24 protein-coding genes and 1 pseudogene are annotated in these 25877 nt (G+C 75.8%); 9 read left to right on the top strand and 16 right to left on the bottom strand.

From position 1 onward, the window contains the following. Window positions 1–19: 19 nt before the first annotated feature. From AC2RP6_RS34540 to AC2RP6_RS34520, 5 genes are all read right to left on the bottom strand, one after another. On the bottom strand, window positions 20–781 hold the full coding sequence (locus AC2RP6_RS34540; RefSeq protein WP_486449761.1) for a GNAT family N-acetyltransferase: 762 nt from the start codon (window positions 779–781) through the stop codon (window positions 20–22). Window positions 782–813: 32 nt separating this feature from the next. Continuing rightward, a complete protein-coding gene (locus AC2RP6_RS34535; protein ID WP_486449760.1) occupies window positions 814–1302 on the bottom strand; it encodes a hypothetical protein in 489 nt (162 codons plus the stop codon). Next, complete coding sequence (locus AC2RP6_RS34530; protein ID WP_486449759.1) at window positions 1299–1571, bottom strand: hypothetical protein; 273 nt, start codon at window positions 1569–1571, stop codon at window positions 1299–1301. Before AC2RP6_RS34530 ends, AC2RP6_RS34535 begins: the two co-directional genes overlap by 4 nt. 93 nt (window positions 1572–1664) lie before the next feature. Continuing rightward, window positions 1665–2174, bottom strand: a complete 510-nt coding sequence (locus AC2RP6_RS34525) for an SRPBCC family protein (RefSeq protein ID WP_486449758.1) — start codon at window positions 2172–2174, stop codon at window positions 1665–1667. Window positions 2175–2271: 97 nt separating this feature from the next. Next, a complete protein-coding gene (locus AC2RP6_RS34520; RefSeq protein ID WP_486449757.1) occupies window positions 2272–3297 on the bottom strand; it encodes an NUDIX domain-containing protein in 1026 nt (341 codons plus the stop codon). Window positions 3298–3658: 361 nt separating this feature from the next. On the opposite strand from AC2RP6_RS34520, the gene AC2RP6_RS34515 reads away from it, so the two are divergent. Then, window positions 3659–4810 carry a DUF418 domain-containing protein gene (locus tag AC2RP6_RS34515; protein ID WP_486449756.1) on the top strand — a complete coding sequence of 384 codons (1152 nt, stop codon included), beginning with the start codon at window positions 3659–3661 and terminating at the stop codon, window positions 4808–4810. 20 nt (window positions 4811–4830) lie between these two features. On the opposite strand, the pseudogene AC2RP6_RS34510 reads toward AC2RP6_RS34515, so the two are convergent. Further along, window positions 4831–5770, bottom strand: a pseudogene (locus AC2RP6_RS34510) (DNA polymerase III subunit beta family protein). 335 nt (window positions 5771–6105) lie between these two features. Here AC2RP6_RS34510 and AC2RP6_RS34505 point away from each other — a divergent pair. Then, window positions 6106–7143, top strand: a complete 1038-nt coding sequence (locus AC2RP6_RS34505; protein WP_486449755.1) for a helix-turn-helix transcriptional regulator — start codon at window positions 6106–6108, stop codon at window positions 7141–7143. A 24-nt stretch (window positions 7144–7167) separates the two neighbouring features. On the opposite strand, the gene AC2RP6_RS34500 is transcribed toward AC2RP6_RS34505, so the two are convergent. The 4 genes from AC2RP6_RS34500 to AC2RP6_RS34485 form a co-directional block, all read right to left on the bottom strand. Beyond that, window positions 7168–7521, bottom strand: coding sequence for a UBP-type zinc finger domain-containing protein (locus AC2RP6_RS34500; protein WP_486449754.1), 354 nt, complete (start codon window positions 7519–7521; stop codon window positions 7168–7170). Continuing rightward, window positions 7518–9044 (bottom strand): ATP-binding protein, encoded by a 1527-nt coding sequence (locus AC2RP6_RS34495; RefSeq protein WP_486449753.1) that lies wholly within the window; start codon window positions 9042–9044, stop codon window positions 7518–7520. The genes AC2RP6_RS34500 and AC2RP6_RS34495 overlap by 4 nt, the downstream gene beginning before the upstream one ends. Next, window positions 9041–10717 carry an NAD(P)/FAD-dependent oxidoreductase gene (locus AC2RP6_RS34490; RefSeq protein ID WP_486449752.1) on the bottom strand — a complete coding sequence of 559 codons (1677 nt, stop codon included), beginning with the start codon at window positions 10715–10717 and terminating at the stop codon, window positions 9041–9043. The genes AC2RP6_RS34495 and AC2RP6_RS34490 overlap by 4 nt, the downstream gene beginning before the upstream one ends. A gap of 163 nt (window positions 10718–10880) precedes the next feature. Beyond that, a complete protein-coding gene (locus tag AC2RP6_RS34485; RefSeq protein ID WP_486449751.1) occupies window positions 10881–11372 on the bottom strand; it encodes a hypothetical protein in 492 nt (163 codons plus the stop codon). Between the two features lie 134 nt (window positions 11373–11506). Here AC2RP6_RS34485 and AC2RP6_RS34480 point away from each other — a divergent pair, with 134 nt between their 5' ends. Together AC2RP6_RS34480 and AC2RP6_RS34475 are read left to right on the top strand one after the other, a co-directional pair. After that, on the top strand, window positions 11507–13351 hold the full coding sequence (locus AC2RP6_RS34480; RefSeq protein ID WP_486450552.1) for an RNA ligase family protein: 1845 nt from the start codon (window positions 11507–11509) through the stop codon (window positions 13349–13351). Next, the gene (locus tag AC2RP6_RS34475) at window positions 13338–16232 is read left to right on the top strand and encodes a poly(A) polymerase (RefSeq protein WP_486449750.1); all 2895 of its coding nucleotides are present in this window, start codon (window positions 13338–13340) and stop codon (window positions 16230–16232) included. The genes AC2RP6_RS34480 and AC2RP6_RS34475 overlap by 14 nt, the downstream gene beginning before the upstream one ends. 36 nt (window positions 16233–16268) lie before the next feature. Here AC2RP6_RS34475 and AC2RP6_RS34470 read toward each other — a convergent pair whose 3' ends face one another. Continuing rightward, entirely contained in the window at window positions 16269–17186 is a 918-nt protein-coding gene (locus AC2RP6_RS34470; protein WP_486450551.1) for an NADP-dependent oxidoreductase, read from the bottom strand. 180 nt (window positions 17187–17366) lie between these two features. Then, window positions 17367–18443 (bottom strand): RNA ligase (ATP), encoded by a 1077-nt coding sequence (locus AC2RP6_RS34465; RefSeq protein ID WP_486449749.1) that lies wholly within the window; start codon window positions 18441–18443, stop codon window positions 17367–17369. A gap of 203 nt (window positions 18444–18646) precedes the next feature. Between AC2RP6_RS34465 and AC2RP6_RS34460 the strand changes: the two genes are divergently transcribed. Next, window positions 18647–19390: an SDR family NAD(P)-dependent oxidoreductase gene (locus AC2RP6_RS34460; RefSeq protein ID WP_486449748.1), complete on the top strand. Its 744-nt coding sequence runs from the start codon at window positions 18647–18649 to the stop codon at window positions 19388–19390. 39 nt (window positions 19391–19429) lie between these two features. On the opposite strand, the gene AC2RP6_RS34455 is transcribed toward AC2RP6_RS34460, so the two are convergent. Further along, entirely contained in the window at window positions 19430–20206 is a 777-nt protein-coding gene (locus AC2RP6_RS34455) for a peptidoglycan-binding domain-containing protein (protein ID WP_486449747.1), read from the bottom strand. 316 nt (window positions 20207–20522) lie between these two features. After that, window positions 20523–21653 (bottom strand): MFS transporter, encoded by a 1131-nt coding sequence (locus AC2RP6_RS34450; protein WP_486449746.1) that lies wholly within the window; start codon window positions 21651–21653, stop codon window positions 20523–20525. A gap of 476 nt (window positions 21654–22129) precedes the next feature. Between AC2RP6_RS34450 and AC2RP6_RS34445 the strand changes: the two genes are divergently transcribed. Continuing rightward, window positions 22130–22582, top strand: a complete 453-nt coding sequence (locus tag AC2RP6_RS34445; protein WP_486449745.1) for a hypothetical protein — start codon at window positions 22130–22132, stop codon at window positions 22580–22582. A 2-nt stretch (window positions 22583–22584) separates the two neighbouring features. Here AC2RP6_RS34445 and AC2RP6_RS34440 read toward each other — a convergent pair whose 3' ends face one another. Next, entirely contained in the window at window positions 22585–22902 is a 318-nt protein-coding gene (locus AC2RP6_RS34440) for a hypothetical protein (protein ID WP_486449744.1), read from the bottom strand. Window positions 22903–22992: 90 nt separating this feature from the next. Here AC2RP6_RS34440 and AC2RP6_RS34435 point away from each other — a divergent pair, with 90 nt between their 5' ends. Together AC2RP6_RS34435 and AC2RP6_RS34430 are read left to right on the top strand one after the other, a co-directional pair. After that, on the top strand, window positions 22993–23463 hold the full coding sequence (locus AC2RP6_RS34435) for a hypothetical protein (protein WP_486449743.1): 471 nt from the start codon (window positions 22993–22995) through the stop codon (window positions 23461–23463). 396 nt (window positions 23464–23859) lie between these two features. Next, window positions 23860–24387, top strand: coding sequence for a GNAT family N-acetyltransferase (locus AC2RP6_RS34430; RefSeq protein ID WP_486450550.1), 528 nt, complete (start codon window positions 23860–23862; stop codon window positions 24385–24387). Here AC2RP6_RS34430 and AC2RP6_RS34425 read toward each other — a convergent pair. After that, a complete protein-coding gene (locus AC2RP6_RS34425) occupies window positions 24378–25343 on the bottom strand; it encodes a helix-turn-helix transcriptional regulator (RefSeq protein ID WP_486449742.1) in 966 nt (321 codons plus the stop codon). The two genes, AC2RP6_RS34430 and AC2RP6_RS34425, sit on opposite strands and share 10 nt — an antisense overlap. 104 nt (window positions 25344–25447) lie before the next feature. On the opposite strand from AC2RP6_RS34425, the gene AC2RP6_RS34420 reads away from it, so the two are divergent. Then, on the top strand, window positions 25448–25858 hold the full coding sequence (locus AC2RP6_RS34420; protein WP_486449741.1) for a DUF3224 domain-containing protein: 411 nt from the start codon (window positions 25448–25450) through the stop codon (window positions 25856–25858). Window positions 25859–25877 lie beyond the last annotated feature (19 nt).

Below are 25877 nucleotides of genomic sequence, written 5' to 3'. Positions count from 1 at the left end.
GGGCCGCGCCGGCCCGCGGTCAGTCGCGTTCGAAGGCGTGGGAGTGGCCGATGACGCGGAAGCCGCGGCGCTCGTACCAGTGGCGCGGCCAGTCCGCCGCGTCGGCGGTCAGGAAGCGGGTGTCGCAGCCGGCCTCCGCGGCCATGTGCAGGGCGGTGGTCAGGACGGCGTCGGCATGGCCGCGGCCGAAGTGGGCCTCCGCGGTCATCAGGTCCTCGATCTGGGCCGTCCCGGTGGCGGCGTCGAGGTACAGGTCGGCCCAGGAGGCGACCTCGCCGCCCTCCGTGCGCGAGCCGATGAAGCGGACGTCGTCGGCGCCGCGCAGGCGCGTCCCGCGCCGCTCGACGAGCTGGCGCACGACCTCGTCGTCGACGTCCGGGAGGATCCCCCGCCACCGGGTGGTCAGCGGGCCGCGCAGGTCGTCGAGGGCGACCTCCCGTGCGGCCGCGCGGGCGGGCGCCGGGCCGGCGTGGAGCATCACCAGATACGTGGAGTGGGTGTAGCCGGCGCGGACCAGCGGTCCGGCGCACGCCCGCGCGGCCGCGTCGTCGAACACGGAGACCAGGCGGTGCGGGAGGTGGCCGAGGGCCTCCTCCACGAGGCCGGGGAGCGCCTCGGGGTCGACGGCCGCGTCGATGACGACCTGGTTGTTGGCGCGGGACTGCGCGAAGGCGTCGTCGTACGCGGCGAACCCGCCGGGCAGCCCGACGGTACGGACAGCCTGGCGGCGGGCGAAGGCGGCCATGAAGCGGTTGGCGCGGATCAGGTGCGGGCTGGTCATCGGGGCAGCGTAGGCCGTCGTGCCGCGCCGGGTCACTCGGATTGCGGGGCGGCGGGCCGTCGGCGCAGGCGCTCGGCGGCGGCGTTGCGGACGCGGCGGGTGCGGGCGTCGGCGGCGAGCAGCTCCAGGGCCTCGTACGAGGCGAGCAGCCGGACCGCGGTGCGCTGGCACCAGTCGGAGGCGTCGGTCAGCTCGGCGGCGGACCAGGGCTCGCCGCGGGTGACGGCCTTGAGCAGGGTCCACTCCCGCAGCCGGCGCTCGGGGAAGGCCCGGCCGGCGAGCACTGCGGACATGGCTCGCGCCCAGACGGTGAACCCGTCGTCGGCGAGCAGGCCCGCGGCCCGGCGGTCGAGGTGGGTGACGACCGCGCTCTCGGCCATCACGCGGTCGGGGTCGCGCAGGACGGCGGCGACGACCTCGGCCTCGGCGCTCTCGCCGGGTGTCGCGGCGAGGGCTTCGAGGTGGCGGGCGTAGCGCCAGTGCTCGGGCGGCGTGCCGGGGTCGACGTCGGGGAGGGTCACGGGGCGACGTCCTCGCGGACGCGTCCCGCCCAGCCGCCGTCCCCGATCGGCTCCCAGTCGGTCCGTACGGTCCGCCCGTGGTACCGGTACGCGATGTCGGCCACGGTCGCCGCCGCCCTGTCCTTGGCCTGTGCCGCGTCGACGGACGGGTCGGCCCGGCCGCAGCCGACGCCCGTGATCGACGTCGCCCAGCCGCCCGCCACCGGCAGGACCAGGACCCCGGTCGGCATGCCTATGACGGGTCGCCGTTGTTTCGTGCCTTTCCGCATGGGATCCATTCCACACGACGGCCGTGGCGGGGCGGTGGTCAGGGTGCCGCCGGAGGGCCGGACGGTGGGCCCTCGCCGTGCCGGCGCTCCCGATCAGGCTTCGGCGGCGCCGGCCTCCCCCTCCGGTCCGGGGAGCGGGGCGCCGGTCTCCAGGAGGGTCTTCAGGCTGGACGCGAGCATCGGCCAGGCCTGCCCGCACATGCCGATCAGGGTGCCGCCCGGCTCGAAGCCCTCGTGCCGGATCGTCAGCCGCGCCAGGGCGTCGCCGACCGGCTCGATCTCGTACGTCACCTTCGTGCGGGGCTCCTTCGCCAGCTCGGACCGCAGCTCCTCGTCGATCCCGGCCGCGGCCGCCCACTGCGGGCTGAAGGTGTGCCAGGTGTACGAGAGCAGGCGGTCCGGGACGCAGCCGAGGACGAGCTGGCCGGGGTCACTGGTGCGGGTCCCCCGCTCGACCCAGTCCATCGGGGAGCCCACCGCCCAGTCGGTCTCGAAGCTCAGCCCCCAGTACCGGCGGGTGAACGCGGGGTCGGTGAGGGCCTGCCAGACCCGGGACGGATCGGCCTGGATGTAGAGGGTGTAGGTGATCGCACTGTCGCTCATGGGCCCATGCTGCGGGACCGCGGACCGGGGACGACGGATTTCACGGCCACGGCCGTGACGGGCGGCCGGGGCGGTGACCGGCGGTCCCGCCGGGCCGTCACCAGCGCAGGCCCTCCTCGGGGAGTTCGGCGAGCGGGGTGCGGGCGGGAGCGGGCAGGTGGAGGCGGGCGCGGGCCGCGTGGACCGCGGCGATCTCGTCCTCGCCGGCCGGGCCCCAGTCGCTCAGCTCGCGGACCTGTTCGGGCGTGGCCAGCAGGCGCGCGTACGCCGGGTCCGTGGCCGGCGGCAGGCCGGTGAGGCGGGCCGTGACGCGGGCGTGCACGCCGTGGTCGCCGGTGCGGTAGCCGAGCGGTGCGGCCCCCGTGGCGCTCGCGGCGGCGGGGGACGGGAGGTGGGCGGCGCCGGTCGCCCGGGCGATCAGGAGCAGGACCCGGCCGTCGGGGGCGAACAGCCAGCCGGACAGGTCGCGCACGGGCCGCTGCGCCGGGACCGGGCCGCCGTGCCAGGCGCCGCGCTGCGGGATCCGGCGGGCGCGCAGCGCACCGAGCCGGTCGAGGGCGGTCGGTGCGGTGGGGCGGCCGTCCTCCAGGAGGGCGGCGCCGGAGCCGTTGATGCGGGCGCGCAGCGCGGACAGGGCGCGGCGCGCGTCGCCGGGGTCCATCAGGGCGGGCAGGTCGGCCGGCTCCGCGAAGTGGATGCCGGTGATCTCCTGCGCCGGGAGCCGGACGGCGCCGATCCGGTCCGGTGTCCAGGTCCCCCCGTCGTAGACGTGCAGGATCTCGCCGGGGAACCCCATCTCAGGAGGGAAGCCGGGGGTGTCGGCGGGGATCCAGTCCACGGCCAGGCCGCGCGGGTAGCGGCCGTCGACGCCGAGTTCCTCGCGCAGCTCGCGGGCGGCGGCGGCCGACGGCGCCTCGCCGGCGTCGATCGCTCCGCCGGGCAGCAGCCGGTCGGCGCGGTAGTCGACGCTCTGGACCAGGACCCGGCCGTCGGTGTCGGTGACGAGGACGACGGCGGCGGTCCAGACGGCTGCCCGGGAGGCGCCGTACTCCTCCGGGGTCATCCAGGTCCCGGCGCCGCACTCCTGGTCGTCGGTCGCGCTGTGGTCGGTCAGCTGCGGCATCGGGACTCCGTTCGCCTGGGCGGACCCGTGCGGACCCGCCGCCTGTGCAACAGCTGGTACGGCCCGCGGGTTACGGCGGTCCGCGCAGCCGGGAAGGGGGGACACGTTTTGCCACCGCTATACCTCCTTATTACCTGGTTATGTCGGCGTTGGTACGGTCCGGGAGCGGGCTGGCGGCATGAACACCGCCGGTCCGACCAACTTCACAGCGGGAACGGCGGCGGGAACAGCGGTGGGCACAGGGGCTGGTACGGGGGCTGGTACGGGGGCGGGTGCGCGGACGGGATCAGGTCCCGGGACGGGGGCCGCGCCGGGCGGGCGGACCGGCGGCGGCTCCGGCCGGCTGGCCGGGGTGGACGCCGTGCGCGGCATCGCCGTCCTCGGCATGTTCGCCGTGCACGTGGGGCCCGGCCCGCAGCCCCGTGGCGCGGGGTATCTGCTCGTCGCCGCCGACGGGCGCGCCCCGGCCCTCTTCACGCTCCTCGCGGGCTTCTCCCTGGTCCTCGCGCAGCGCGCCACGGATCCGGCGCGGCGCCCCGAGGGATGGGCTGCGCGGTGGCGCCCGCTGCTGATCCGCTGCGCCGTCCTGGCCGTACTCGGCCTGTACCTGGCCTCGTTGTGGCCCGGGATCCTCGTCATCCTCGCCTTCTTCGCCGTGTACTTCCTGGCCGCCGAACCCTTCACGCGGCTCTCCGCACCGGTGCTCACCGCCGTGGCGGGCGCGTCGGTGGTGGTGGGGCCGTTGCTGTCGTTCCTGCTGGGCCCGTTGTTCGGGTACGGGGCGTCGGGCCGCGGTCTGGTCCCCGAGGCCGCGGACCTGACGAGCGGGCCGGGTCTGGCGGGGGTGGTGTGCGAGCTGCTGCTGACCGGGGCGTATCCGCTGGCCACGTACTTCCCGTACGTGCTGGCCGGGATGGCCCTCGCCCGGCTGTGCGACGTGCGGGAGCGGGCGACGGCGTGGCGGATGGCCGGTTGGGGCGCGGTGGCGGCGATCGCCGGGTACGGCTCCGCCTGGCTGGCCGGTCACGCGTTCGGCACCCGGCAGCGGCTGCTGGAGGCGATAGCGGTCCACCACCCGGAGGCGATGGCCGCCGCCGATCCCGTTCGGGCGGTGCTGGACAGCCAGTTCGGCGCGGTGCCGAGCACGTCCTGGGACTGGCTGCTGCTGGCCGACCCCTACAGCCAGACCCCGCTGGAGACCCTGGGCAACGCGGGGGTGGGGTGCGCCCTGATCGGCCTGTGCGCCCTGACCGCGCGGTACGCGATCGGCGCCCGCCTGCTGCGGCCCCTCACCGTGCTGGGGGCGATGGCGCTGAGCGCGTACGTCGTCCACGCGCTGGTCCTGGCCGGCCCGGCGCACGGCGCGGCGTCCTGGTCGGCGTGGATCGCCTTCAGCGCCACCGCGCTCGGCCTGACCTGGGTCTGGCAGCGGCTCTGGGCCGGCAGCCCGCTGCGCCGCGGCCCGGTGGAGCACGCCCTGCGGCTGGCCACGCGGGCGGGTGTCCGGGCGTAGCGGGGGCGTGCGGGCGCCGGCTACCCGTCCAGGCGGACGGGCATGAGGATCGAGAAGGCGTCCTCGGTGTCGGTCCGGCGGATCGCCAGCGGCGTCGTGGGGGCGCCCGCCTCGACGACCAGCTCGTCACGGCCGGCGCTCGCCGGCGCGGACCGGTCCGGTTTCCACGAGGTGCCGGAACTGCGGGGCGGCGACGCGCGCGCGGCGCCCGGCGGGCAGCCGTACGAGGCGGCGGTAGTCGGGGAAGTCGTGGTCGAGGCACTGGCCGGCCGCTTCGTGGCCCTCCGTGCGCAGGGCCACGCGGTCACCGTCCACGGTGAGCCGGACGGCCGCGTCGTCACCGAGCAGGGCCCGCATGGCGTCGGTGAGCCGGGACGGCACGAGGACCTGGACGCGGGGTCCTGCGTACCCGGCGGTCGAGGCCCGTGCGACGGCCATCCGGTAGCGGTCGGTGGCGACGACGCGCAGGTCGTCCCCGTCGATGTCGAACAGGACGCCGCCGAGCACGGGCAGTTCCGGATCGGTGCCGGCGGCGAACCGCACGGAGTCCAGGGCGTCGGCGAGATCGGGTGCGCGGACGGTGAGTCCGACGGTGGCGGTACGGAGTGAGGTCATGGGGTTCTCCCTGCGTTCGAGAAGCGCTCGGACCGTGGAGAACTCGCCGCGGGCGGCGGACAGTCCGGTTTCGAGCCGGTGCAGATGCGCCTGGAGCAGGCCGCGCACCAGATCGGTGTCGGTGCCGGACCAGCCCGCCAGCACCAGGCGGATGTCGGCCAAGGGCATCCCCGCACGGCGCAGCCGGGCCAGTACCCGTGCCTCGTCGAGCTGTTCGGGGCCGTACCAGCGGTAGCCACTGGCCGGATCCACCCGGGCCGGCACCAGAACGGCGGCTCCGTCGTAGAACCGGAGGGCGCTCACGCTCAGTCCGCTGTCCCGGGCCATCTCGCCGATGCTGCGCATCTCGTTCTCCACACCCGGAACTCTGCGCCCTCCACCAGGTCGAGGGTCAAACAGCGCTCCGCGCGCGGGGATCCCGAGCCCCCCACCCCCGTGGGGGGGCTCCGATCCGGACGGGACCTCCCGTGCGTCCCGTGGTGCCGGGGCAGCCGCGAGAACGATCACAACGCTAGGGCCGGACGGCGGGTCCGGCCCATGGCAGCAGACGTCAGCAAGGGGACCGAACGCGCCACGGGGAACCCTTCACGCCATCGGGGACGTCCGGACCCGGACGGCGGCGTCGGGATCGTCGGGATCGTCGGGATCGTCGGGTCATGCTGCGTCTATGCTCAGCCCCTGTGGTCTCGCACGCGCACCAGGGAACGACCTCCTCCGCCCTCACCCGGCTGAACGTCCATGCCGCACGTCTGCTCGGCGTACCCGCGGCCGGTTACGCGCACCTGCTGGGCATGGCGCCCGAGCACCTCGACGACGACCTCTGCCGGCCGCCCGTCATGACGAGCATCCGCATCGCGGAGCTGGCGACCGTCCACGCCCCCTGGACCGAGGTGTCCTTGCTGATGGCTGGTCAGTCGGCCGTCGGGAGCCTCGGGGTGTGGGACTACCTGATCACCTCCGCGCCCACTCCCCTCGACGGCATCCGGGACGCCGGGGCCCATCTCGCCACCGTCCTGGACACCGGCACGGATGACCTGCGGATCACCGAGGACGGCGACCGGGTCGTGCTCAGCCACTTCAACCGGGCCGATCTGGCCCACGAGGCGGCCTGCGCAGTCCGGGCCTGCGCGCTCGGCCTGTACCTGCGCCGGCTGAGTGAGGCCGCGCAACGGCGCCTCGTGCCCCTCGGCGTGGCGCTGGCGGCCGAGGCACCCCGGCGGCACGACGCGCTGATCGAGCTGTTCGGCACCCGCGCCATCGAGTTCGGGGCCCCGGTCAGCTCCCTCACCCTGCGCAGGGCCGACCTGACCGCTCCCGCACCGCACGCACAGCCCGGGTTGTCGGCCGTGCTGCGACGGCATGCCGAACACATCCTCGCCACCGCGGTCCCGCTGCGCGACTGGCTGGACCTGTTCCGCGGCGCAGTGGCCTGCGTCCAGGGCGAAGGCGCACCGGACCTGGCCACCGTGGCGCGGCGGATGGCCGTCAGCCCGCGGACCCTGCAGCGGCGCCTCGACGAGCACGGCACGACGTGGAGCACCGAGGTCGAGGCGGTGCGCCGGGACCGCGTCTCGCGGCTGCTGCGCACCACGGACCTGAGCGTCGAGGCGATCGCGGCACGCAGTGGCTACGCGGACGCCCGGGCGCTGCGCCGGGCGGTCCGGCGCTGGTACGGGACGACGCCCGCGGCCCTGCGCCGGGCCGCGAGCCCGGCCTGAGCGGCACGAGGGCCGGCGGGCGGGTCAGCGGTGCAGGCGGCGGGTCCAGTCCTCCGGCACCCGGTCGGCCGGTCCCGGGGCCGGCTGGTCCGCCGGGTGGTCGCCGGGCGGGGCCAGCCGGGGTCCGGACTCGTACATCTCGCTGCTGTCGTAGTCCCAGAACCACTGCTCGCCCGGCTCGAAGCTCTGCACCAGGGGGTGCCCGGTGGCCTTCCAGTGGGCGGTGGCGTGCTGGGCGGGCGAGGAGTCGCAGCAGCCGACGTGGCCGCACTGGGCGCAGCGGCGCAGGTGGAACCACCAGCCGCCCACCTCGTCGCAGTCGGCGCAGCCGGTGCCGGTCGGCGGGACGCTCGGGTCGAGTCCCTTGATGTCGGTCATGCGGGCTCCTCGGCGCTGTCGGGGGCGGTTCCGTTCTCGGGGTCGGATCCGTTCGTGGGGTCGGGCTCGGGGTCGGATCCGGGCTGGGGTTCCGGTGCGGCGGTCAGCGGCAGCAGGACCTGGAAGCGGGTGTCGCCGGGGGCGGACTCCACCTGGAGGCTGCCGTGGTGCTTGTTGACGACGATCCGCCAGGAGATGTCCAGGCCCAGGCCGGTGCCCTCGCCTACCGGCTTGGTGGTGAAGAAGGGATCGAAGATGCGGCTGCGGATGTCGGCCGGGATGCCGGGGCCGGTGTCACGGAACTCCACCAGCAGCCGTTCGCCCTCGCGGGCCGTGCGGACGGTCAGGGTGCCGTCGCCGCCGGTGCTCGCGATGGCGAAGACGGCGTTGTCGATGAGGTTGGTCCACACCTGGTTGAGTTCCGCCGGGTAGGCGGGCACGTCCGGGAGGGAACGGTCGTAGTCCTTGACCACCCGCACCCGGGAGCCGAGTTTGCCGGACAGCATCAGCAGGGTGCTGTCGAGGAGTTCGTGCACGTCGACGACCCGGTTCGGGGCGCGGTCGAGCTGCGAGTACTGCTTGGCGGCGTCGACGAGGTGGGAGATGCGGGTGGTGGAGTCGTCGATCTCGTCCATCAACAGCTCTGTCTCGACCGTGTAGTTGAGCCATCCGATGGCTCCGGGGAGGATGTCGTCGGCCACGGCGGCGGCGACCTGGTCCAGCCAGTCCACGTCCAGTCCGGCCTGGACGAACGTCGGTGCGATCCGCCAGCCCTCGGTGATGCCGTGGTCGTCGAGCCAGTCGGCGAGTTCGTCCTCCCGGTCGGCGGCCTCCAGCGGGCTGAGCGCCGTCGCCTTCGCGACGCGTTCCACCGTGCGCTCCTGGACCTCGATGAGGTCGGCGATGGCCTCTCGGGAGTAGTCGCCCTGGGCGATGACGGCCAGCTTGTGCCGCATCTTGCCGACGCGTTCGCGCAAGGTCGCGGTGGCCCGGACGGCCGCCGCGGCCGGGTTGTTGAGCTCGTGGGTGAGTCCGGCGGACAGCGACCCGAGGGCCAGCAGGCGTTCGCGCTGCCCGATGGCCCGCTGGGTGTTCTTCGCACCGAAGAAGAGACCCTCCAGCAGGTGGGCGGCCATCGGGAACCACTGCTGCATGAAGTCCGAGAACGCCTGCCCGGGCAGCACGAAGAACCGCGTCGGCTCGGTCACGCGCATGGAGTTGGTGTACGTCTGGGGGACCCGGTCGCCCAAGTAGGCTTGCATGGCCCCCGCGTACACGCCGCGCTGCGAGGTCCGGCTCACCTCGACGTCGTCGCCGCCGACCCGGCGGGACAGCACGACGGTGCCTTCGATCATCACGTAGAAGCACGTCGCCGGATCGCCCTCGGTGTAGACGGGGCCCGGCTCGAAGCGCTCCACCCGGCCCTCGGCGCACAGCTGCCCGAGCTGCTGCGGGGTGAGCTTCTCGAACAGGAACAGGGAGGCGATCTCCTGCGGATCGCAGTGCACGAACGCTCCGCTCATGACTGCTCCAGGTAGCGGTGGACGAGCATCACGGCCATGGCTCCCTCTCCGACCGCGGAGGCGACGCGCTTCGCCGACTGGGCGCGCGCGTCGCCCGCGACGAACACGCCGGGGATGTTGGTCTCCAGGTGGTACGGCGGCCGGTCCAGCGGCCATTCCGCGGGCGGCCGCCCGTCGGGCGTGAGGTCGGGGCCGGCCAGGATGAACCCGCGGTCGTCGCGCAGTACCGTGCCGTCCAGCCAGTCGGTCAGCGGGGCCGCGCCGATGAAGACGAACATCCACTGCGCGTCGACGAGTTCCGTGGCGCCGGTGTCGACGTCCCGCAGCGCCAGCTGTTCGAGGTGCTCCTCGCCGTGGGCCGACTCGACGACGGTCCGCGGTCGCACCGAGATGTTCGGTGCCTCCTCGATCTGCTGGATCAGGTAGTACGACATGGACGCCGTCAGGGAGTCCCCTCGGACGAGCAGGGTCACCGACTTGGCGCCCCGGGACAGGTACATGGCGGCCTGCCCGGCGGAGTTGGCACCGCCGACGATGTACACGTCGTGGCCCTGGCAGGAGGACGCCTCGGTGAGGGAGGAGCCGTAGTACACGCCGCGGCCGGTCAGGTCGTCGCAGCCCGGCGCCATGAGCTGCCGGTAGGAGACTCCGGTCGCCAGGATGACGCTGTGCGCGGCGACGGACGAGCCGTCGGAGAAGCGCACGACGCGGGCGGGGCCGTTGAGCTCCAGTCCCGTGACCTCGCGCGCGGTGAGGATCTCGGCGCCGAACCGGCCGGCCTGGCGGCGGGCGCGCTCGGTGAGCTGGGCTCCGGACACTCCGTCGGGGAAGCCGAGGTAGTTCTCGATGCGGGAGCTCTGCCCGGCCTGCCCGCCGGTCGCGGACCGCTCGACGAGTACGGTCCGCAGCCCCTCGGAGGCCCCGTACACGGCGGCGCCGAGTCCGGCCGGGCCGCCGCCGATCACGACGAGGTCGTAGAAGTCGGCGGCCGGTGTCGTCGCGAGCCCGACGTGGGCGGCGAGGTCGGCCGCCTCGGGCTCGATCAGCACGGCGCACTCGGGGGTGACGACCAGGGGCAGCCGCCTGCCGTCGGCGCCCGCGGCCTCCAGCAGCCTGCGCCCCTCGGGCTCGTCGGAGGAGTACCAGCGGTACGGCACCTGGTTGCGGGCCAGGAACTCCCGTACCTGCGAGGAGCGCGCCGACCAGCGGTGCCCGACGACCTTGGTGGCGGGCACCGGGCGGTAGTCGCTGGCCCGCCACGCCGTGAGCAGGTCGTCCACGACCGGGTAGAGCTTCTCCTCGGGCGGGTCCCAGGGCTTGAGCAGGTAGTGGTCGAGGTCGACGACGTTGATCGCGTCGATGGCCGCGCCGGTGTCGGCGTAGGCGGTCAGAAGTACGCGCCGCGCGCCCGGGTACACGTTCAGGGCCTGTTCGAGGAACTCGATGCCGTTCATCTGCGGCATGCGGTAGTCGGCCAGGATGACCGCCACCAGGTCGCCCCGCAGCTTCAGCTCGCGCAGTGCCTCCAGCGCGGACTCACCGGACTCCGCGCGGACGATCCGGTAGCCGGCCCCGTAGTGGCGCCGCAGGTCGCGGGCGACGGCGCGGGAGACCCCGGGATCGTCGTCCACGGTCAGGATGACGGTCCGTGCTGGTTCGGCGGCCTGTGCCATGCGTCTCCCACGAGCGGCCCGGTCCGGCGGCGCGGCGAGCCGTCCGCGCCGGTTCCCGCCCATCGTATGTTCGATCGACCGGATCCGCTCCGGTTCGTCACGGAGCGTGCACCCCCGCTGCACCCCGTGCTCCCGCCGGTCGGTTCCGGGACGCCCGCCGGAGTCACCCGACCGTGTGATCGGCGGGGCCGGCGCGGCGCCGGTGCGGCAGGGTGGTCGGCATGCAGCTGCGCCGGTCCCTGCCCCTGACACTCGCCGCGCTCGTGATGGCCTCCGGATGCGTGACGGTGCATTCCGCGTCCGCACCGGACGTCCCCCGCGCGGCGCCCGTGCCGACCGGCGGCCGCGGGCAGCCGCTCCGTGAATCCGCGGCCGCCGCCGGACCGTTGGTACCGCTGCCGACGACGGAGACGAAGGAGACGGAGGAGACGGAGGAGACGGAGGACGTCGCTCCGGAGGTGTCCGGGGCCGGGCCCGCGTCGGTTCCGGCGGCGGCGCGGCGCCGGGCGGCCGCCGGAGTACGGCCGCCCCGGCCGGGGACCGCCCCGCGCCGGGCCAAGGCCCCCGGGACCGGCGAACCGGCGGGGAGTGCCGGTCGGCGGGCGGCCGCCGCACCGGCGAAGTCCCGTACCGCTCCCGTGCGTTCGTACGACATGACTTCCCTGTGCGAGGCGGCCAGGGGAACGGTGTCGCCGGCCATCGTGGCCCTCTGCCGCTGAATTGGGTGGATCCGCCCGACACCGGATACCTAGAGTGACGGCTGACCCCGTCGTCGAGCCGGAGCGGATCATGCGCACCCACTACCCCCGTACGCCCCACCTGCCCTGGTCACCCGGGGCGTCGGCGGACGACGTCCGGGCCGTCGGGCTGACCGGCCTGGCCGGACGCGAGGTCGTGGTCACCGAGAAGCTCGACGGGGAGAACACCACCCTGTACGCGGACGGACTCCACGCCCGCTCGCTCGACTCCGGTCACCACCCCTCCCGGGCCTGGGTCAAGAGCCTCCAGGGACGCATCGGGCCCGGCATTCCCGCCGGATGGCGCGTGTGCGGGGAGAACCTGTACGCCCGGCATTCGATCCCGTACGAGGACCTGGACAGCTGGTTCTACGGGTTTTCGGTGTGGGACGGCGAGCACTGCCTCGACTGGGACCGGACCGTTGCGTTCCTGCGGGGCCTGGGGGTGCCCGTGCCCCGCGTGCTGTGGCGCGGCACCTTCGACGAGCGTGCGCTGCGCAGGCTGAAGCTCGACACGGCCCGGCAGGAGGGCTATGTCGTGCGCACCGCCGCCGGCTTCTCCCGTGCGGACTTCGCCCGGTGCGTGGCCAAGTGGGTGCGGGTCGGCCACGTGCAGACCGACCAGCACTGGATGTACGCGGAGGTCGTGCCCAACGGGCTCGGTCCGGCCGCCCCGTTGTGGGCGGTGCGCTCGGGCGCCGAACCGGATGCCGCGGCCCTGGCGGCCGCCGTGGGCGCGGACGCGTCCGAGGACGGGCGAGGGATCGGGAACGGGAAGGGGGACGGGACCGGCGACGGGAACGAGGGCCGGGACCGGGGCCGGGACCGGGACGCGGTCGCCGAGGTGACCGCCCGGATCGACGCGTCGGGGCGGACCGGCGACGACCGGCTGGCCGGAGTGCTCGCCGCACTGCTGCGCCGCGCGCCACGGGCCCGGGTCGCCGCGTCGCTGGCGGCGGGGCCGGCCGGGATGGGCCTGGCACGGCGGGTCGGCGACCTGCTCGGGCTCCACCCGTACCTGCAGCGGCCGTTCCCCGACGCGGACCGGAGGGCCGGGCTCGTGCGGATGGCCGCGGCGGCCGATCTCGGGGTGCTGCACGCGCTCGCCGGGGCGCTGGCCGAGGGACCGGAGGCGCGGGAGTACGTCGCCTGGTCCGCCCTGTGGGCCGAGGAGGCGGGGCTGCTCGCCGGTCCCGGTCCGCTGGAGTCCCTGCGCGATGCGCTGCGCGAGTCCCTCGCCGGGCTGGACGCGGACGCGGCGGACCGCTGCTGGGCGGAGGCCCGGCGCGCTTTCGCGCACGGCCGGATCTCCGGGTCCTCGGTGGAGGAGGCCGTGGCGGCCACGTGGCAGTGGCGCGACGGATCGTTTCCCCGGCTGGTGCAGCTGTGCGGCCCCTCGGGCAGCGGGAAGAGCACCTTCGGCCGCGGGCTGCCGGGCGTGGACGCGTACATCGGTCTCGACGACCTCCGCACCGCCCGGGGTTCGCGGGCGGACCAGCGGGCCAACGCCGAGGTGCTGGGCGAGGGGCTGGACCGGCTCGACGCGGCGCTGGCCCGCGGCGGGACGGTCGTGTGGGACGCCACCTCCCTCACCGACCAGCAGCGCGGGCTGGCCGGTTCGGTCGCGCGCCGCCGCGACGCACTGGTCACGCACGCCGTGGTGCTGGTCGAGGAGGCGGAGCTGGTGCGCCGCAACGGCGTGCGCCCACACCCGGTGCCGCCGCAGGTGCTGACCTCGCAGCTGCGCCGGTTCAGCCCGCCGTACGCGGGCCGGGCGCACCGGACGTGGTACGTCGGCGCCGGCGGCCGGGTGGACGACACCGCGGGCACCCTGGGACCCGCCCCGGTGGCCGCGGGCGGCGACGGAGACGGAGGCGGCGGCGATGCGCACCAGTGAGCAGCTCTACCACCAGGTCCGCTGGGACCCGCGCTTCGATCCGGCGCGGTTCGTCCTCGGCCTGCTCCGGCGCGGGGCGGCGCCCAAGCGGGTCCCGCTGCCCTCCTTCGTGCCGGGCGGCGACATCCCCTGGCACCGGGTGCTGTTCGTCGAGGCCGACGGCGAGCTGGTGTGGGACCGGGCCACCGGGGTGGACCTGATCGACGTGACGACAGCCGGCCGGGTACGGGAGCCGCGCCTGCTGCGGGCCCCGTTCTTCACCGCCCGGACCCCGTACGCGTGGGATCCGGCGGGAGGCGGCGCGTGGCGTCCCGCCGAGGCCGGCCCCGCGGACGCCGCCGCGGCACCGTCCTCCGTGCGGCTGCTGACCTGGAACACGCTCTGGGACCGCTACGACGCCCCGCGCATCGCCACCGCCCGGCGCAGGCCGCTCCTGCTGGAGGACCTGGCCGTCGCGGACGCCGACGTCATCGCGCTCCAGGAGGTCGAGCCGGAGCTGCTCGCCATGCTGCTGGCGGCGCCGTGGGTGCGGTCCGGGTACACCCTGGGCACGGATCCCGGCGGCCGGGACGTCGCCGAGTGCGGGCTGCTGGTGCTGAGCCGGCTGCCGGTGCGGGAGGCGGGCCTGCACTCCTTCCGCGCGCACAAGGCGGTGACCGCCGTGACGGTGGGCACCGCGGCCGGGCCGCTGGTCGTCGCCGCCACCCACCTGACCAGCGACCACACCGAGAACGGGCACGAGCGGCGGGAGGCCGAACTGGCCCGGCTCGCCGAGGGTCTGGGCGGTGTCGAGGCCGGCGTGGCCCTGCTGGGCGACTTCAACGACGGCCGGCACGGCACCGGGGGGCCCGCCCCCGCGCTCGGCCTGCGGGACGCGTGGTGCGAGGTGCACGGAGCGGCGGACGACACACCGACGTTTGATCCCGTGGCCAATCCGCTGGCCGCGGTGGGTTCGCTGACCGGGCGCGCCGGCCGGCTGGACCGCATCCTGCTGGGCTCCGCCCCGTTCCGGGTGACGCGGGCGGCGCTTCGCGGCGACTCCCCCGCGCCCGACGGCCTGTTCGTCTCCGACCACTACGGGGTGGAGGCGACGGTGGAGTTCGGTCCGCCGGGCGCGGGGCCGACGCGGCTCGACGTGCCGGCGACGGTACGGACGGCGGTGGCGTGGCTGCCGCCGCGTCTGCCGGACGCCGTGGGCGAACTGCGCCGCGCACACGACCCGGCGCACGGGCGCTGGCCCGCGCACGTGAACCTGCTGTTCGGTTTCGTGCCGGAGTCCTCCTTCGCGGAAGCCGTTCCGCTGCTGGCCGAAGTGGCCGCCGGTACCGCGCCGTTCGGGGCCCGGCTGGAGGGCGTGCACAGCTTCGGGCACCGTGAGGAGGCCACGCTCTGGCTGGACCCGGCGGCGGCCGGGGAGGCGCCGTGGCAGGAGCTGCGGCGCGCGCTGGCGGAGCGGTTCCCCGGATGCCGCGGGCGTTCCGACGAGCCCCGGGGCTACACCCCGCACCTGACGCTGGGACGCAGCGGCGACCCGCAGCGGGCGGCCCGGGAGTTCGCGGCGCGCTTGGCCGGAGCGGTGTCCGCGCGGGTCGGGGAACTGGCCGTGCTCTCGCGGCGCGGGGACGGGCCGATGCGGGTCCGTGCGACGGTGGCGCTGGGCACCGGCGAGGTGCGCTGGACGCCCGAGCCCGTGGGCGGAGCCCCGGCCGGTGACCTGCCGGCGTCTGGTGCGGCGTCGGCGCCCGGGGACGACGGTGCCGGGTCGGTCACCGCGCGCCTCCGTGCCGCGCTGCCCGGCGCGCGGGTGGACGTGGCCGGCTCGCGCCGGATGGGCTGCGAGCTGCCGGGCGCCGATCTGGACCTGGTGGCGGCGGTCCCGGGAGCGGCCGGCCTCGCCCTGGTGCGCGACCGGGTGGCGGCCGCGCTGCCGCGGGCGCGGGGGCTGCGCGAGGTGCCGGGGGCCCGGGTGCCGGGCCTGCGCTTCGGGGTCGGGACGCTGTCCGTGGACCTGGTGGTGGTCGCCACCGGCGGGCTGGATCCGCAGGAGGCGGTGGCACGGCGGGCCGAGCTGGGTGAGGCGGCCGCCGTCGCGCTGAGCGCGGTGAGCGACGCCGACGCCGTACGGGGTGCCGTGGGCGCGGAGGATCGTGCCGCGTTCGCCGGGCTGGCACGGCGGGTGAAGGCGTGGGCCCGGGCCCGTGGGCTGGACTCGGCGCCGTTCGGGGGCCTGCCGGGACTGGCCTGGTCGGTCCTCGCGGCGCGCACCGTCCAGGAGGCGGGGGCGCTGCCGCCCGAGGCCCTGGTACGGGAGTTCTTCGGGCGCTGGGCCGCGTGGGACTGGCGCGAGCCGGTCGCGCTGACGGCGCCGGCGTCGGCACCGATGGCGGGGGCGGGCGCCGGGCCGGTCACGGTCCTCACCCCTTCGGAGCCGGTGCGCAGTTGCACCGCCCAGGTGACACCGGGCTTGCGGGACCTGCTGGTGCAGGAGCTGTACGGGGCCTGGGAGCTGCTGGAGTCGGGGGCCGCGGTGGACGTCCTGACGGCGGCTGCGGCCGCGCCGGCGCCGCACCGGCGGCACGCCGCCTGGGCGGTGGTGACCGTACGGGCGGCCGAGGAGCGGTTCGAGGAGGTACGGGGCCGGGTGCGCGGGCGGCTGCGGACCCTGCTCGGCGCGCTGGAGGAGGCCGGGGTCCACGGCGTGCACGCATGGCCCCGGCCGTTCGAGGCGGCGCCGGGCCTCGCCCGGTACGCGATCGGGCTGGGGGCCGTCCCGCCGGACGCCGCCCGGCTGGCCGCGGTGGCCGGCCCGTGGGAGGCCGGCCTGCACGGGGTCGAGGTGTCCTGGGCGGCGGGCGGTGAGGTACCGGACCTGCCCCGCTGAACCACGGGCGGGCCGGATCAGCGCGGCACGGCCGGGTCAGACCTCGATGATGATCTTTCCGGCGGTGTGGCCGCCCTGGCTGAGCTCGAAGGCGGCCGCCAGTTCGGCCAGCGGGAAGGTCCGGGCGACGGGCACCTTCAGCTGTCCGCTGTCGGCGAGCCGGCCCAGTTCGGCCAGGTCGCTGCCGACGGGGCGGACCCAGATCCATTCACCGCCCGAGCCGAGGACGCTGGGGTCGGCGATGGAGGCGTGCCGGCCGTCGTCGTGGAGGACCTCGCGGGTGACGCCGCCGACCCCGCCGACGAAGTCCGCGACGACGGTGGGCCCCTCGGGCACGAGGGCGCGGACGCGTTCGGCGAGCCCGTCGCCGTATGCCACAGGCTCGGCGCCGAGTTCCCGCACCCGGTCGTGGTTGCGCGGGGACGCCGTACCGATGACGCGGGCGCCGAGCGCGCGGGCGATCTGCACGCCGAGGGAGCCGACGCCGCCGGCGGCGCCGTGGATGAGGACGGTGTCGTCCTTGCCGGTGTGCAGGCGGGTGAGCAGCTGGTAGGCGGTGAGCCCGGCGAGCGGGAGTCCGGCCGCCTCGGCCCAGCTCAGCGCAGCGGGCTTGTGCGCGAGGGCGCGTACGGGCACGGTGACGAACTCGGCGAAGGTCCCGCCGTGCACGTAGTCCTTGCGGGCGTAGGCGATGACCTCGTCGCCCTCGGCGTACTCGGGGACGTCGATGCCGACCTTCTCGACGGTGCCGGCGACGTCCCAGCCGGGGACGACGGGGTAGACGACGTCCATCAGGGGGTCGAGCCCGCCCGCCATGATCTTCCAGTCGACGGGATTGACGCCGGCGCACTTCACCCGGACGAGGACCTCGCCGGGGCCCAGCTTGGGCAGCGGCAGGCGGGTCTCGGAGAGCACCTCCGTCCCGCCGTACGTCTCGTACGCCATCGCCCGCATGGTTTCCTGGTTGCCCCGGCCCGACTCGGACATGTCCCCGACCTCTCCGTGTGCTGATGGGATCCACCTGCCCTCATCCCACCACGCACACGGCCGGACGGCCCCCCGGACACGACCGCCCGGCCCCCGACCGCACGGTCAGGGGCACACCGGGAAGGCCGCCGGGGGCCGCCGGGCGGATCACTCGTATTCCGTGCCGCCCTTGCGGGTCAGGTAGGCCGGGCTGATGGCCTTGGCGATGGCGCGGCCCCCGACGACCGGGCTGTAGCGCTCGGTGGCCGGGCGGATGACCACGCCCTCCCGCAGGTGCGCGGCGCGCCCGGACACCGTCTCGCGGCCGGTCGCGTGTTCCAGCACCGTGTCCAGGTCGTACGGGCCCTCGTACAGCTTCGGCACCAGCGGGAGTTCGCCGTCCCGCAGGACGGCCGAGGGGTCCAGCCAGCGGATCTGGCCGTCGATCTCGGCGCAGACGTCGAAGACGGCGTATCCGGGCGGGCCGTCGGCGGTGCGTGCGTCCGTCCCGTAGGCCAGGTCCTGGACGCCCGCGCCGTACACCTCGCCGAAGATCGCGATGCGGGTCGCGCCGAGCCGGTCGGCCAGCGCCTCGGCGACGGACGGTACGCCGTGGCCGTGCACGGCGCGCCAGTAGAGGTTGCGCTCGTCCTCCTTGAGGGCGAGTCCCTTCGCGCCGAAGCCCTTGGAGGAGACGATGGAGCGGCCCCCCTCGACGACGTACGTGTAGAGGCCGGCCGTTCCGTGCAGCTTCTCGGTGAGGACGACGGGCTCACCCGGCTCGAAGATGTGCGGATAGCGCTGGAGGTTCTCGATGTCCACCCACGGCATCAGGTCGGCGGCGGCCTCGACGTCGCCGCTCATGGTGGTGGGGACGGGCGGGGCCCATTTGGTGATGCCGAGCAGCTCCGCGAAGTCCGTGCCCTCCTCGGCGGCTCGGACGAGGTCGACGCCGGACAGCGCGCGGGGCCGGCACACCAGGCCCTGCGAGAGTTCGCCGCGCAGCCGGACCGCCTTGACCCGGTCGGCGGAGCCGCCCGCGAGCCGTCCGGTGAGGCCCAGCTCCTCGATCAGCGCGGCGGGCAGCACGGCCTGTTCGGGTATGTAGAGCGCGAAGTCCCCGGTGCGGTAGGCGCCCTTGGCGACCACCGCGCGGTAGAGGCCCACCTGGGCCAGTTCCAGCGCGTCGGCGTTGGGGTGTTCGTGGACGGTCAGTTCTTCGGCTGTGACGCGCAAGGTCGACATGGTGGGCTCCAACGGGTCGTCATGGACGGTACCGACGCGCGGACTTGCGGCCGCACAGTCGTGCGGCGCATCGGTGACGCCACTGTCCGTCCCGGCATTTCCGCTGGTCCAGCGATTATCCCGGTGTTAGCCTGCCGCACCGTGCGACGCGACGGGCGCCCGCACGCGCCCGCTCCCCGTACCGCGTCCCACTGGAGGTCCACATGTCACGTCGTCCGGTCACCGTCGTCACCGGCGGCAGCAGGGGCATCGGCGCGGCGACCTGTCTGCGGCTGGCCACCGACGGGCACGATCTGGTGCTGGGGTACGTCCGCGACGAGGCGTCGGCCGATGCGGTCGCCGGGCGGGCCCGGGCCGCCGGTGCCCGGTGCGTGACCGTGCGCGCCGACACCTCCGAGGAGTGCGGGGTCGAGCGGCTCTTCGACATCGCCGGCGCCGAGTTCGGCACGGTGACGGGTCTGGTCAACAACGCCGGTGTGACGGGGCCGCTGGGTACGCTCGCCGACGCCCGGACCGAGGACCTGCGCCGGGTGGTCGAGGTGAACCTCCTCGGGTACCTGTTGTGCTGCCGTCGGGCGGCCCGGGACATGACGGAGTCCGGGGGCGGGGCGATCGTGAACGTCTCGTCGGCGGCCGCCACCCTGGGCAGCCCCGGGGAGTACGTGCACTACGCGGCGACCAAAGCGGCCACCGACGCGCTGACGGTGGGGCTCGCCAAGGAGCTGGGCCCGTACGGGATCCGGGTGAACGCCGTGGCGCCCGGCACCATCGAGACCGACATGCACGCCGCCATGGGCGACCCCGACCGTCCGGCGCGCATCGGGGCCGAGACCCCGCTGGGGCGGCCGGGCCGGCCCGAGGAGATCGCGGGGGCGGTCTCCTGGCTGCTGTCCGCGGACGCCTCGTACACGACGGGGACCGTGCTGCGCGTGGCGGGCGGCCGCTGACCGGCCGGGCGGCCCGGAACGTGCCGTAGCGGACACCCCCTACTCCATGGCCGCCTGGGTGTGGGGGCCGTAGACGCCCTGGGGGTCGCCCTTGATGGACCGGTCGCGCTGGAGCTGGCCGACGCCGCGTTTGGTCTGGCCGTCGTAGACGCCGGTGACGGAGACGTACGTGAACCCCTGCCCGTGGAGCATCTCCTGCAGGGCCCGTACCTCGGGTCCGCTGTCGCCCATGCGCAGCGTCACGTACGTCTTCGACGTCGGCGGGGCCGACGGGCTCGGGGTGGCGCCCCGCTTCGCGTCGGGGCTCGCCGTCGCGTCGGGCGCGGCGGTGGCCGAGGCCCGGGCCGACGGGTCGGTGGACCGGACGGACGGCGTGGGCCGGGGGGATTCGCCGTCGGCGTCCGCGCCGCGGGCCGGGAGCGCCGGCACGGACAGGTCGGCCGGTGCCTCCGCCCGGGGCGGCTGCGGGTCGGGCCCGGTCATGAGGAGCACGAGCGCCCCGGCGGCCGCGAGCGCGAGCACGGTGGCCACGGCCGCCGGGAGCCGGCTGCGGCGGCCGGTGGTGGTCTCGTCGCCGGTGGTGTCGCCGCCGGTGCGCACGGCCGCGCGGCGGGCCGGCACGGTCACCGGTACGGGGACCGTGGCGTCGGCGCCGTACGCCGAACCGTGCCGCGGGCCGGGGACGGCGTACGGCCCGTGCTGCGGCCAGGGGGGCGCGTCCGCGCGGGGCGGCGGGCCCGAGGCGGCGACGTACGGGCGGACGAACAGGGCGTCGTCGGGGGCGACGAGCCCGCTCTCTTCAGGATCCTGGGACATGGTGGTCTCCCGGCAGGGGCGGGGCCGGCGCGGCGGTGCGGTGCCGGCCCCCGCCCGGCCGGTCAGGCTCTGCGCCGCCGGGCGGCGGGAGCCCGCTCCGCGCCGGCGCGGCGGGCGCCCGACCTGCCGGGTACCGCAGAACCGCCGGTTGCGGGCGGGGCGATCGGTGAGCGAACCGGTAGGGACATCTGCGGTACTCCGGGGTGCGGCTCGGACTGTGGTTCTTGATCGGGCGCACTCTCGCCGTCCGGCCCGTGCCGGGTCAAGCCGCATGTCCGATCTGCTCCGGTCCACCCGGTCTGTCGGGTGCGATCCGTCAGCCGGGGCGGTCGGGCCGGCGCCGGAGCGCCGTGGCCCGGACGGTGAGGGCGGACAGGAGCATCAGGGCGGCTCCGCCGAGCGGGGCGGCGGGCACGGAGAGGCCGTCGACCGCGAGGCCGCCGAGGAGCGCCCCGGCAGCGATGGCCACGTTGAACATGGCCACCATCAGCGAGGAGGCCGCCTCCGTGGCGGCCGGGGCAGCCTTGATCATCCAGCCCTGCACGCTCACCGAGACCCCTCCGTACGCGAGCCCCCACGCGAGCAGCAGCGTCGTCCCGGCGACCGGCCCCGGCAGCACCGCGATCAGCGCGAGGACCACGGCGAGGGCGGATCCGATGACGAGCAGCGTCCGGTACGGGTCCCGCGCCCCGGCCAGGAAGTTGCCGGCGACGCCCGCGACTCCGTAGCCGAGCAGCAGGGTGCTGACGAAGCCGGCCTCGATGCCGGAGACGTCCTGGAGGATCGGCCGTACGAACGTGTAGGCGGCGAAGTGGCCGGTGACCACGAGGAAGGTGACGAGGACCCCGGCGCGGACGGCCCGGTTGCGGCGGAGCAGGGCGGGCAGTTCGGGGAAGGTGATGTGCCGGGTCGGCGGCAGCGGGGGCAGCAGCAGGACCAGCGCGGTCAGCGTGACGAGGCCGAGGGCGCCGACCGCGGCGAAGGCGGTGCGCCAGCCACCGAGTTCGCCGAGCAGGGTTCCGGCGGGGACGCCGAGCACGGAGGCGGTGGGGACGCCGCCGAAGACGAGCGCGGTGGCCCGGCCGACGTGGCGCTCGGGGACGAGCCGGACGGCGAGTCCCCCGGCGACGGCCCAGAACCCGCCGACGCCGACACCGACGAGCAGGCGCGCCGCCAGGAGGACCGCGAAGCCCGGTGCGACGGCGGCGACGAGGTTGGCCACGGCCGTCAGCGCGATGAGCACGCACAGGACGAGCCGCCGGTCGAGCCGGCCCGCTCCGACGGTGACGAGCGGCGCGCAGAAGCCGGCCACCAGTCCGGGCACGGTGACCATCAGCCCGGCGGTCCCGTCGGAGACCCCGAGGTCCGCCCCGACGGGGGTGAGCAGGCCGACGGGCAGCAGCTCGGAGGTGATGAGGCAGAAGATGCCGAGGGAGACGGCGCACACGGCCGCCCAGCCCCTCCGGGGAGCGGGGTCCGGCCCGGCGGCGGCGCCGGGACCCGGCCCGGCTCCCGGTCGGCCGGGTACGGGCCCGGTGACCGCGGGCGGCGCGGCTTCGGAGGACCGTCGGGAGCTCGGGGGACCGTCCCGGTTCCGAGGACCGCCGGGGCTCGGGGGACCGTCCCGGTTCGGAGGACCGTCCTGGCTCGGGGGACGGCGCGGGGTTGCCGGGCGCGGCGGCTTCGGTCATGGATCGGTACTCCGTACGGGTCGATCGGCGGGCGGGGACCGGGGCGGGTCCGGCGGATCACGGCCGGGCACGTCCTGGGCCGCACGGGGCGCCGGAGGTCGCGCCTCCCCCGCCGCCCGCACGTGCGGGCCAATCTCCCACATGCCTCGGCCGTGCCCGTCGGCGCCCTGTGGTCACCCGGATGCGTGAGGCGGGGAGCGGGACGCGGCGGGCCGTACGGCAAGGTGGTCGCATGCAGTTACGCCGGGCCCTGCCCCTCTCCCTCGTCGCGCTCCTGGCGAGCGCAGGCTGTGTCTCCGTCGGCCCGCAGGAGCCGGCTCCGGCCTCGGCCCCGTCCCCCGTACGGGGAGCCGTGCCCGCGGCCGGGGCGCCCGGGACGGCCGCGCTGCCGGCGTTGCCGGCGATGCCGCTGGGCGAACTGCCCGCGCCCGTACCGTCCGGGCCGGTCCCGGACGCCGGCCGGGTGCCGGCCGCGGATCCGGACGGGGCTCCGGCCGCACCCCGTGAGCGGGCGCACGCGAAGCAGGCGGTTCCGCCGCGGCGGACGCGGCTGCCCGGGTCGGCGACCGCTCACCCCCGCCGGCGCCCGGCGGCGCCGCCGAGCGGTGACGAGCTGTGCGCGGCCGCGGACGGCGTCGTACCGCCGTCCATCGTCGACCTCTGCCTGCGGCAGTACGGCCGCTGACCTCAGCCGCCGTGGACCCGGCCCCGGGGACGGGTGCCGCAGGCCCGGGCGCAGCGGCGGGCCGTGTCGCGGCGGGCGGTCCGCAGCCGGTGCAGGGTGTCGTGCCCGCGCCGCTTCCACTCCCCGCGCGGCAGCGCGGCCCGCTGGCCACCGCCCGCGATGAGGGCGTTGACGGGGGTCATCGGGTCGGCGGCCATCGCCTTGGCGAACAGGACGCCCACCACGAGCGGGACCAGGGCCACGGCGAGGGCCGAGCCGGCGGTGGTCACGTGCTGCATGCGCGGGCGGACGGTCGCGCTGCGCGGGGCGTCGTCGGTCATGGCCCCATTCGACCAGCGGCGGCGCCGCGGGGAATCGGGGCGGATACTCAGGCCGTTGGGCATGAGGTACTCAGACGGGCGGGTGGTGGGGTGGTGACGGATCCGGGAGGGGGCTTCGAGCCGGCGACCGGCGACGGCGGCGAGGTGCCGTCGGGGCGGCGGGAGGCGGAGCTGCGCACCGCGTACGAGGGGCTGCTGCAGATCCGCCGTCTGGTGAACGGTCCGGCGGGGGCGGCGGTTCCCGCGGCGTGGGAGGTGCGGCAGCCGTCGCGGGCGGTGGCCCTCGTACTGGAGGCGGCGGGGGTCCCGCCGTCGGGACTGGACGCGGAGGGGCGCCGTACGCGGACGGGATACCGGGTCGCCGCCGGGCCGGGGCCGGTCGGCGGGCAGCCGGGGCGGGTGGAGGTGACGTGGGTCGGCCCGCCGGGCGGTGGCGCGGCGGCGGAGGAGCAGGAACGGCTGACGGCCTGCGCGGCCGTGCTGGAGGAGCTGGGCTGGGTGTGCCTGCTGTACCGGGGCCCGCGCGGGCGGAGGTTCCTGGAGGTGGAACCCCCGCGCTGACGGTGTGCCGGCCCGGGCGCAATCCGGTGGCCCCGGACCGGGACGCGGGGCGAGACTGGCGCGATGGGCATGCTCGAAGCGCAGGCGGACCGGGTGGGCCGCGGCGAGACCGTGGAATTCAGGCCGACCGGCGGCTCGATGACCCCGCTCGTGCACAGTCGGCAGCGAGTCCGGGTCGCGCCGGCCGATCCGGCGCTGGTCGAGGTCGGGGACATCGTCCTGGCACGGGTGGCGGGCACGGTCCACCTGCACCTGGTGTCCGCGGTGGACGGCCCGCGCCGGCGCGTGCGGATCAGCAACAACCACGGCCGTGTCAACGGCTGGACGAGCCACGACCGGGTGCTGGGGATCTGCGTGGCCGTCGACGACGTGCCCCGGCCCGGGGCGGCGGCGAAGGTGCGGCGTGCCCCGGTCCGGCCGACCGCACTGGCCACCGCGCGCCTGGACCTGCTGCCGCTGCTGCCGGAGCACGCAGACGAGATGGCGCGCGTCCTCGCCGACCCGGCCCTGCACGCCTTCACCGGCGGCGCGCCCCTGTCGCGGGAGGCGCTGCGGGCCCGCTACGAGCGGCTCACCGCCGGCTCCCCCGACCCGGCGGTGGTGTGGGGCAACTGGGTCCTGCGCCTGCGCGCGACGGGGACGCTGGTGGGTACCGTCCAGGCCACGATCGTCCGGGGGGACGACCTCGCCGAACTGGCCTGGGTCGTCGGTGTCCCCTGGCAGGGCAAGGGCTTCGCCTCGGAGGCCGCCCGGGCGCTGGCGGCCTGGCTGGAGGAGCTGCCCGTCGGCCTCCTGGTCGCCCACGTGCGGCCCGGCCACGCCGCCTCGGCGGCGGTCGCCCGGGCCTGCGGGCTCCGCCCGACGGGGCACCGCCGGGACGGCGAGGTCCGCTGGCAGTCGGCCGGGGGCGGCTCTCAGGCGTAACGGTCGGCGAGGGCGGTCACGGTGTCGGCGAGGGCGCGGCGCAGTGCGGGCGGGCCGAGCACCTCGGCCTCCGTGCCCAGGCGGAGGAGGTCGCCGACGGCGACGGCCTCGGACTCGACCGCGAGGCTGATCCGGATCCAGCCGTCCGCGTCCGGTGGACCGGCGTCGGCGAGGGCGCGGGTGCCCGCCGCGCCGAACTGCATCGGGAGCAGCGTCCGGCCGCGCGGGGAGAGGCGCAGGTCCGCGGTCTGCCGGTACAGGGCGGCGTCGAGCCGCCGGGTGGACTCCTGCCAGTAGGCGGCGAGTTCGAAGCCGTGAGGCCGTTCGAAGCCCTCGTCGGCGGTGTCCACCGTGAGGAACCGGGCTACGCGATAGGTGCGTACGGCGTCCTCCTCGACCCCGGCGACGAGGTACCAGATGCCGCCCTTGAGGACGAGTCCCAGCGGGTGGAGTGCGCGTCGCACCTCGCCGCGCCGGCGGCGGTAGTGGGCGTGCAGGACGCGCTGGTCCCAGACGGCCCGGGCGATCCGCGCGAGGTGGGGGACGGGGTCGGCGTCCCGGAACCAGGCGGTGGCGTCGAGGTGGAAGCGGTCCTGGATCTGCCGGGCCCGGCCGACGAGTTGGGCGGGGAGCGCGGCCTGGAGCTTCAGCTGGGCGGCGGCCAGGTCGGCGCCGAGCCCGAGGTCCTGCGCGGGTCCGGGGGCTCCGGCCAGGAAGAGCGAGCCCGCCTGGGCGCCGGTGAGTCCGGTGAGGCGGGTGCGGTAGCCGTCGGCGAGCCGGTAGCCGCCCGCGGGGCCGCGGTCGGCGAGGACGGGGACGCCGGAGGCGCCGAGCGCCTCGATGTCGCGGTAGACGGTGCGCACGGACACCTCCAGCTCGGCGGCGAGTTCGGGGGCGGTGGCCCGGCCGCGGTTCTGGAGGAGCAGGAGCAGGGAGAGGAGCCGGTCGGCGCGCATGGGGCCATTCTCCCCGTACCTGACAGGAGGTGTCAGGTACGGCTGCCAGCCTGGGTCCCACAACGCCGGGCGGAGGTGCCGTCCGGCCGACCGGGAGGACCGTCATGCCCACGCCCGTGGAGACCCGTGGCCGCTTCACCTTCGCCGACTGGGAGGAGAACGCCGTCGGAGCGTCGGCGGCGAGCCCTCGGCTCGCGCACGCCCGCGTCGCCAACACCTTCACCGGCGGGGTCGAGGCGGCCGGCACCCGCTGTGCCTACACGATCGCCTACACCGGTGAGAACACCGGGAGTTACAGCGGTATGGAGCTGCTGTCGGGCAGTGTCGACGGCCGTAGGGGCAGCTTCGTGCTGGAGGAGCGCGGCACCTTCGACGCGGGCGGCACCGTCTGCCGCTTCGAGGTGGTGCCCGGCTCCGGCACCGGGGACCTCGTGGGCCTGACGGGCTCGGGCGGCTTCACCCACCGCCACGGGGACACGTCCGTCGCGTACTCCTTCACCTACGCCCTGGCGTGAGCCCGGGGGCGGGCGTCGC

It is taken from the genome of Streptomyces sp. WAC03905, assembly GCF_057371075.1.
This window is presented reverse-complemented; position numbering and strand designations above follow the sequence as displayed.

Excerpts from the sequence above, each read along its gene's own strand:
- AC2RP6_RS34420 (WP_486449741.1), top strand. The coding sequence starts at position 25,448 with ATGCCCACGCCCGTGGAGACCCGTGGCCGCTTCACCTTCGCCGACTGG.
- AC2RP6_RS34440 (WP_486449744.1), bottom strand. The coding sequence starts at position 22,902 with ATGACCGACGACGCCCCGCGCAGCGCGACCGTCCGCCCGCGCATGCAG.
- AC2RP6_RS34540 (WP_486449761.1), bottom strand. The coding sequence starts at position 781 with ATGACCAGCCCGCACCTGATCCGCGCCAACCGCTTCATGGCCGCCTTC.
- AC2RP6_RS34460 (WP_486449748.1), top strand. The coding sequence starts at position 18,647 with ATGTCACGTCGTCCGGTCACCGTCGTCACCGGCGGCAGCAGGGGCATC.
- AC2RP6_RS34530 (WP_486449759.1), bottom strand. The coding sequence starts at position 1,571 with ATGCGGAAAGGCACGAAACAACGGCGACCCGTCATAGGCATGCCGACC.
- AC2RP6_RS34465 (WP_486449749.1), bottom strand. The coding sequence starts at position 18,443 with ATGTCGACCTTGCGCGTCACAGCCGAAGAACTGACCGTCCACGAACAC.
- AC2RP6_RS34500 (WP_486449754.1), bottom strand. The coding sequence starts at position 7,521 with ATGACCGACATCAAGGGACTCGACCCGAGCGTCCCGCCGACCGGCACC.
- AC2RP6_RS34470 (WP_486450551.1), bottom strand. The coding sequence starts at position 17,186 with ATGCGGGCGATGGCGTACGAGACGTACGGCGGGACGGAGGTGCTCTCC.
- AC2RP6_RS34520 (WP_486449757.1), bottom strand. The coding sequence starts at position 3,297 with ATGCCGCAGCTGACCGACCACAGCGCGACCGACGACCAGGAGTGCGGC.
- AC2RP6_RS34480 (WP_486450552.1), top strand. The coding sequence starts at position 11,507 with ATGCGCACCCACTACCCCCGTACGCCCCACCTGCCCTGGTCACCCGGG.
- AC2RP6_RS34445 (WP_486449745.1), top strand. The coding sequence starts at position 22,130 with ATGCAGTTACGCCGGGCCCTGCCCCTCTCCCTCGTCGCGCTCCTGGCG.
- AC2RP6_RS34485 (WP_486449751.1), bottom strand. The coding sequence starts at position 11,372 with ATGTCGTACGAACGCACGGGAGCGGTACGGGACTTCGCCGGTGCGGCG.
- AC2RP6_RS34490 (WP_486449752.1), bottom strand. The coding sequence starts at position 10,717 with ATGGCACAGGCCGCCGAACCAGCACGGACCGTCATCCTGACCGTGGAC.
- AC2RP6_RS34495 (WP_486449753.1), bottom strand. The coding sequence starts at position 9,044 with ATGAGCGGAGCGTTCGTGCACTGCGATCCGCAGGAGATCGCCTCCCTG.
- AC2RP6_RS34455 (WP_486449747.1), bottom strand. The coding sequence starts at position 20,206 with ATGTCCCAGGATCCTGAAGAGAGCGGGCTCGTCGCCCCCGACGACGCC.
- AC2RP6_RS34475 (WP_486449750.1), top strand. The coding sequence starts at position 13,338 with ATGCGCACCAGTGAGCAGCTCTACCACCAGGTCCGCTGGGACCCGCGC.
- AC2RP6_RS34425 (WP_486449742.1), bottom strand. The coding sequence starts at position 25,343 with ATGCGCGCCGACCGGCTCCTCTCCCTGCTCCTGCTCCTCCAGAACCGC.
- AC2RP6_RS34525 (WP_486449758.1), bottom strand. The coding sequence starts at position 2,174 with ATGAGCGACAGTGCGATCACCTACACCCTCTACATCCAGGCCGATCCG.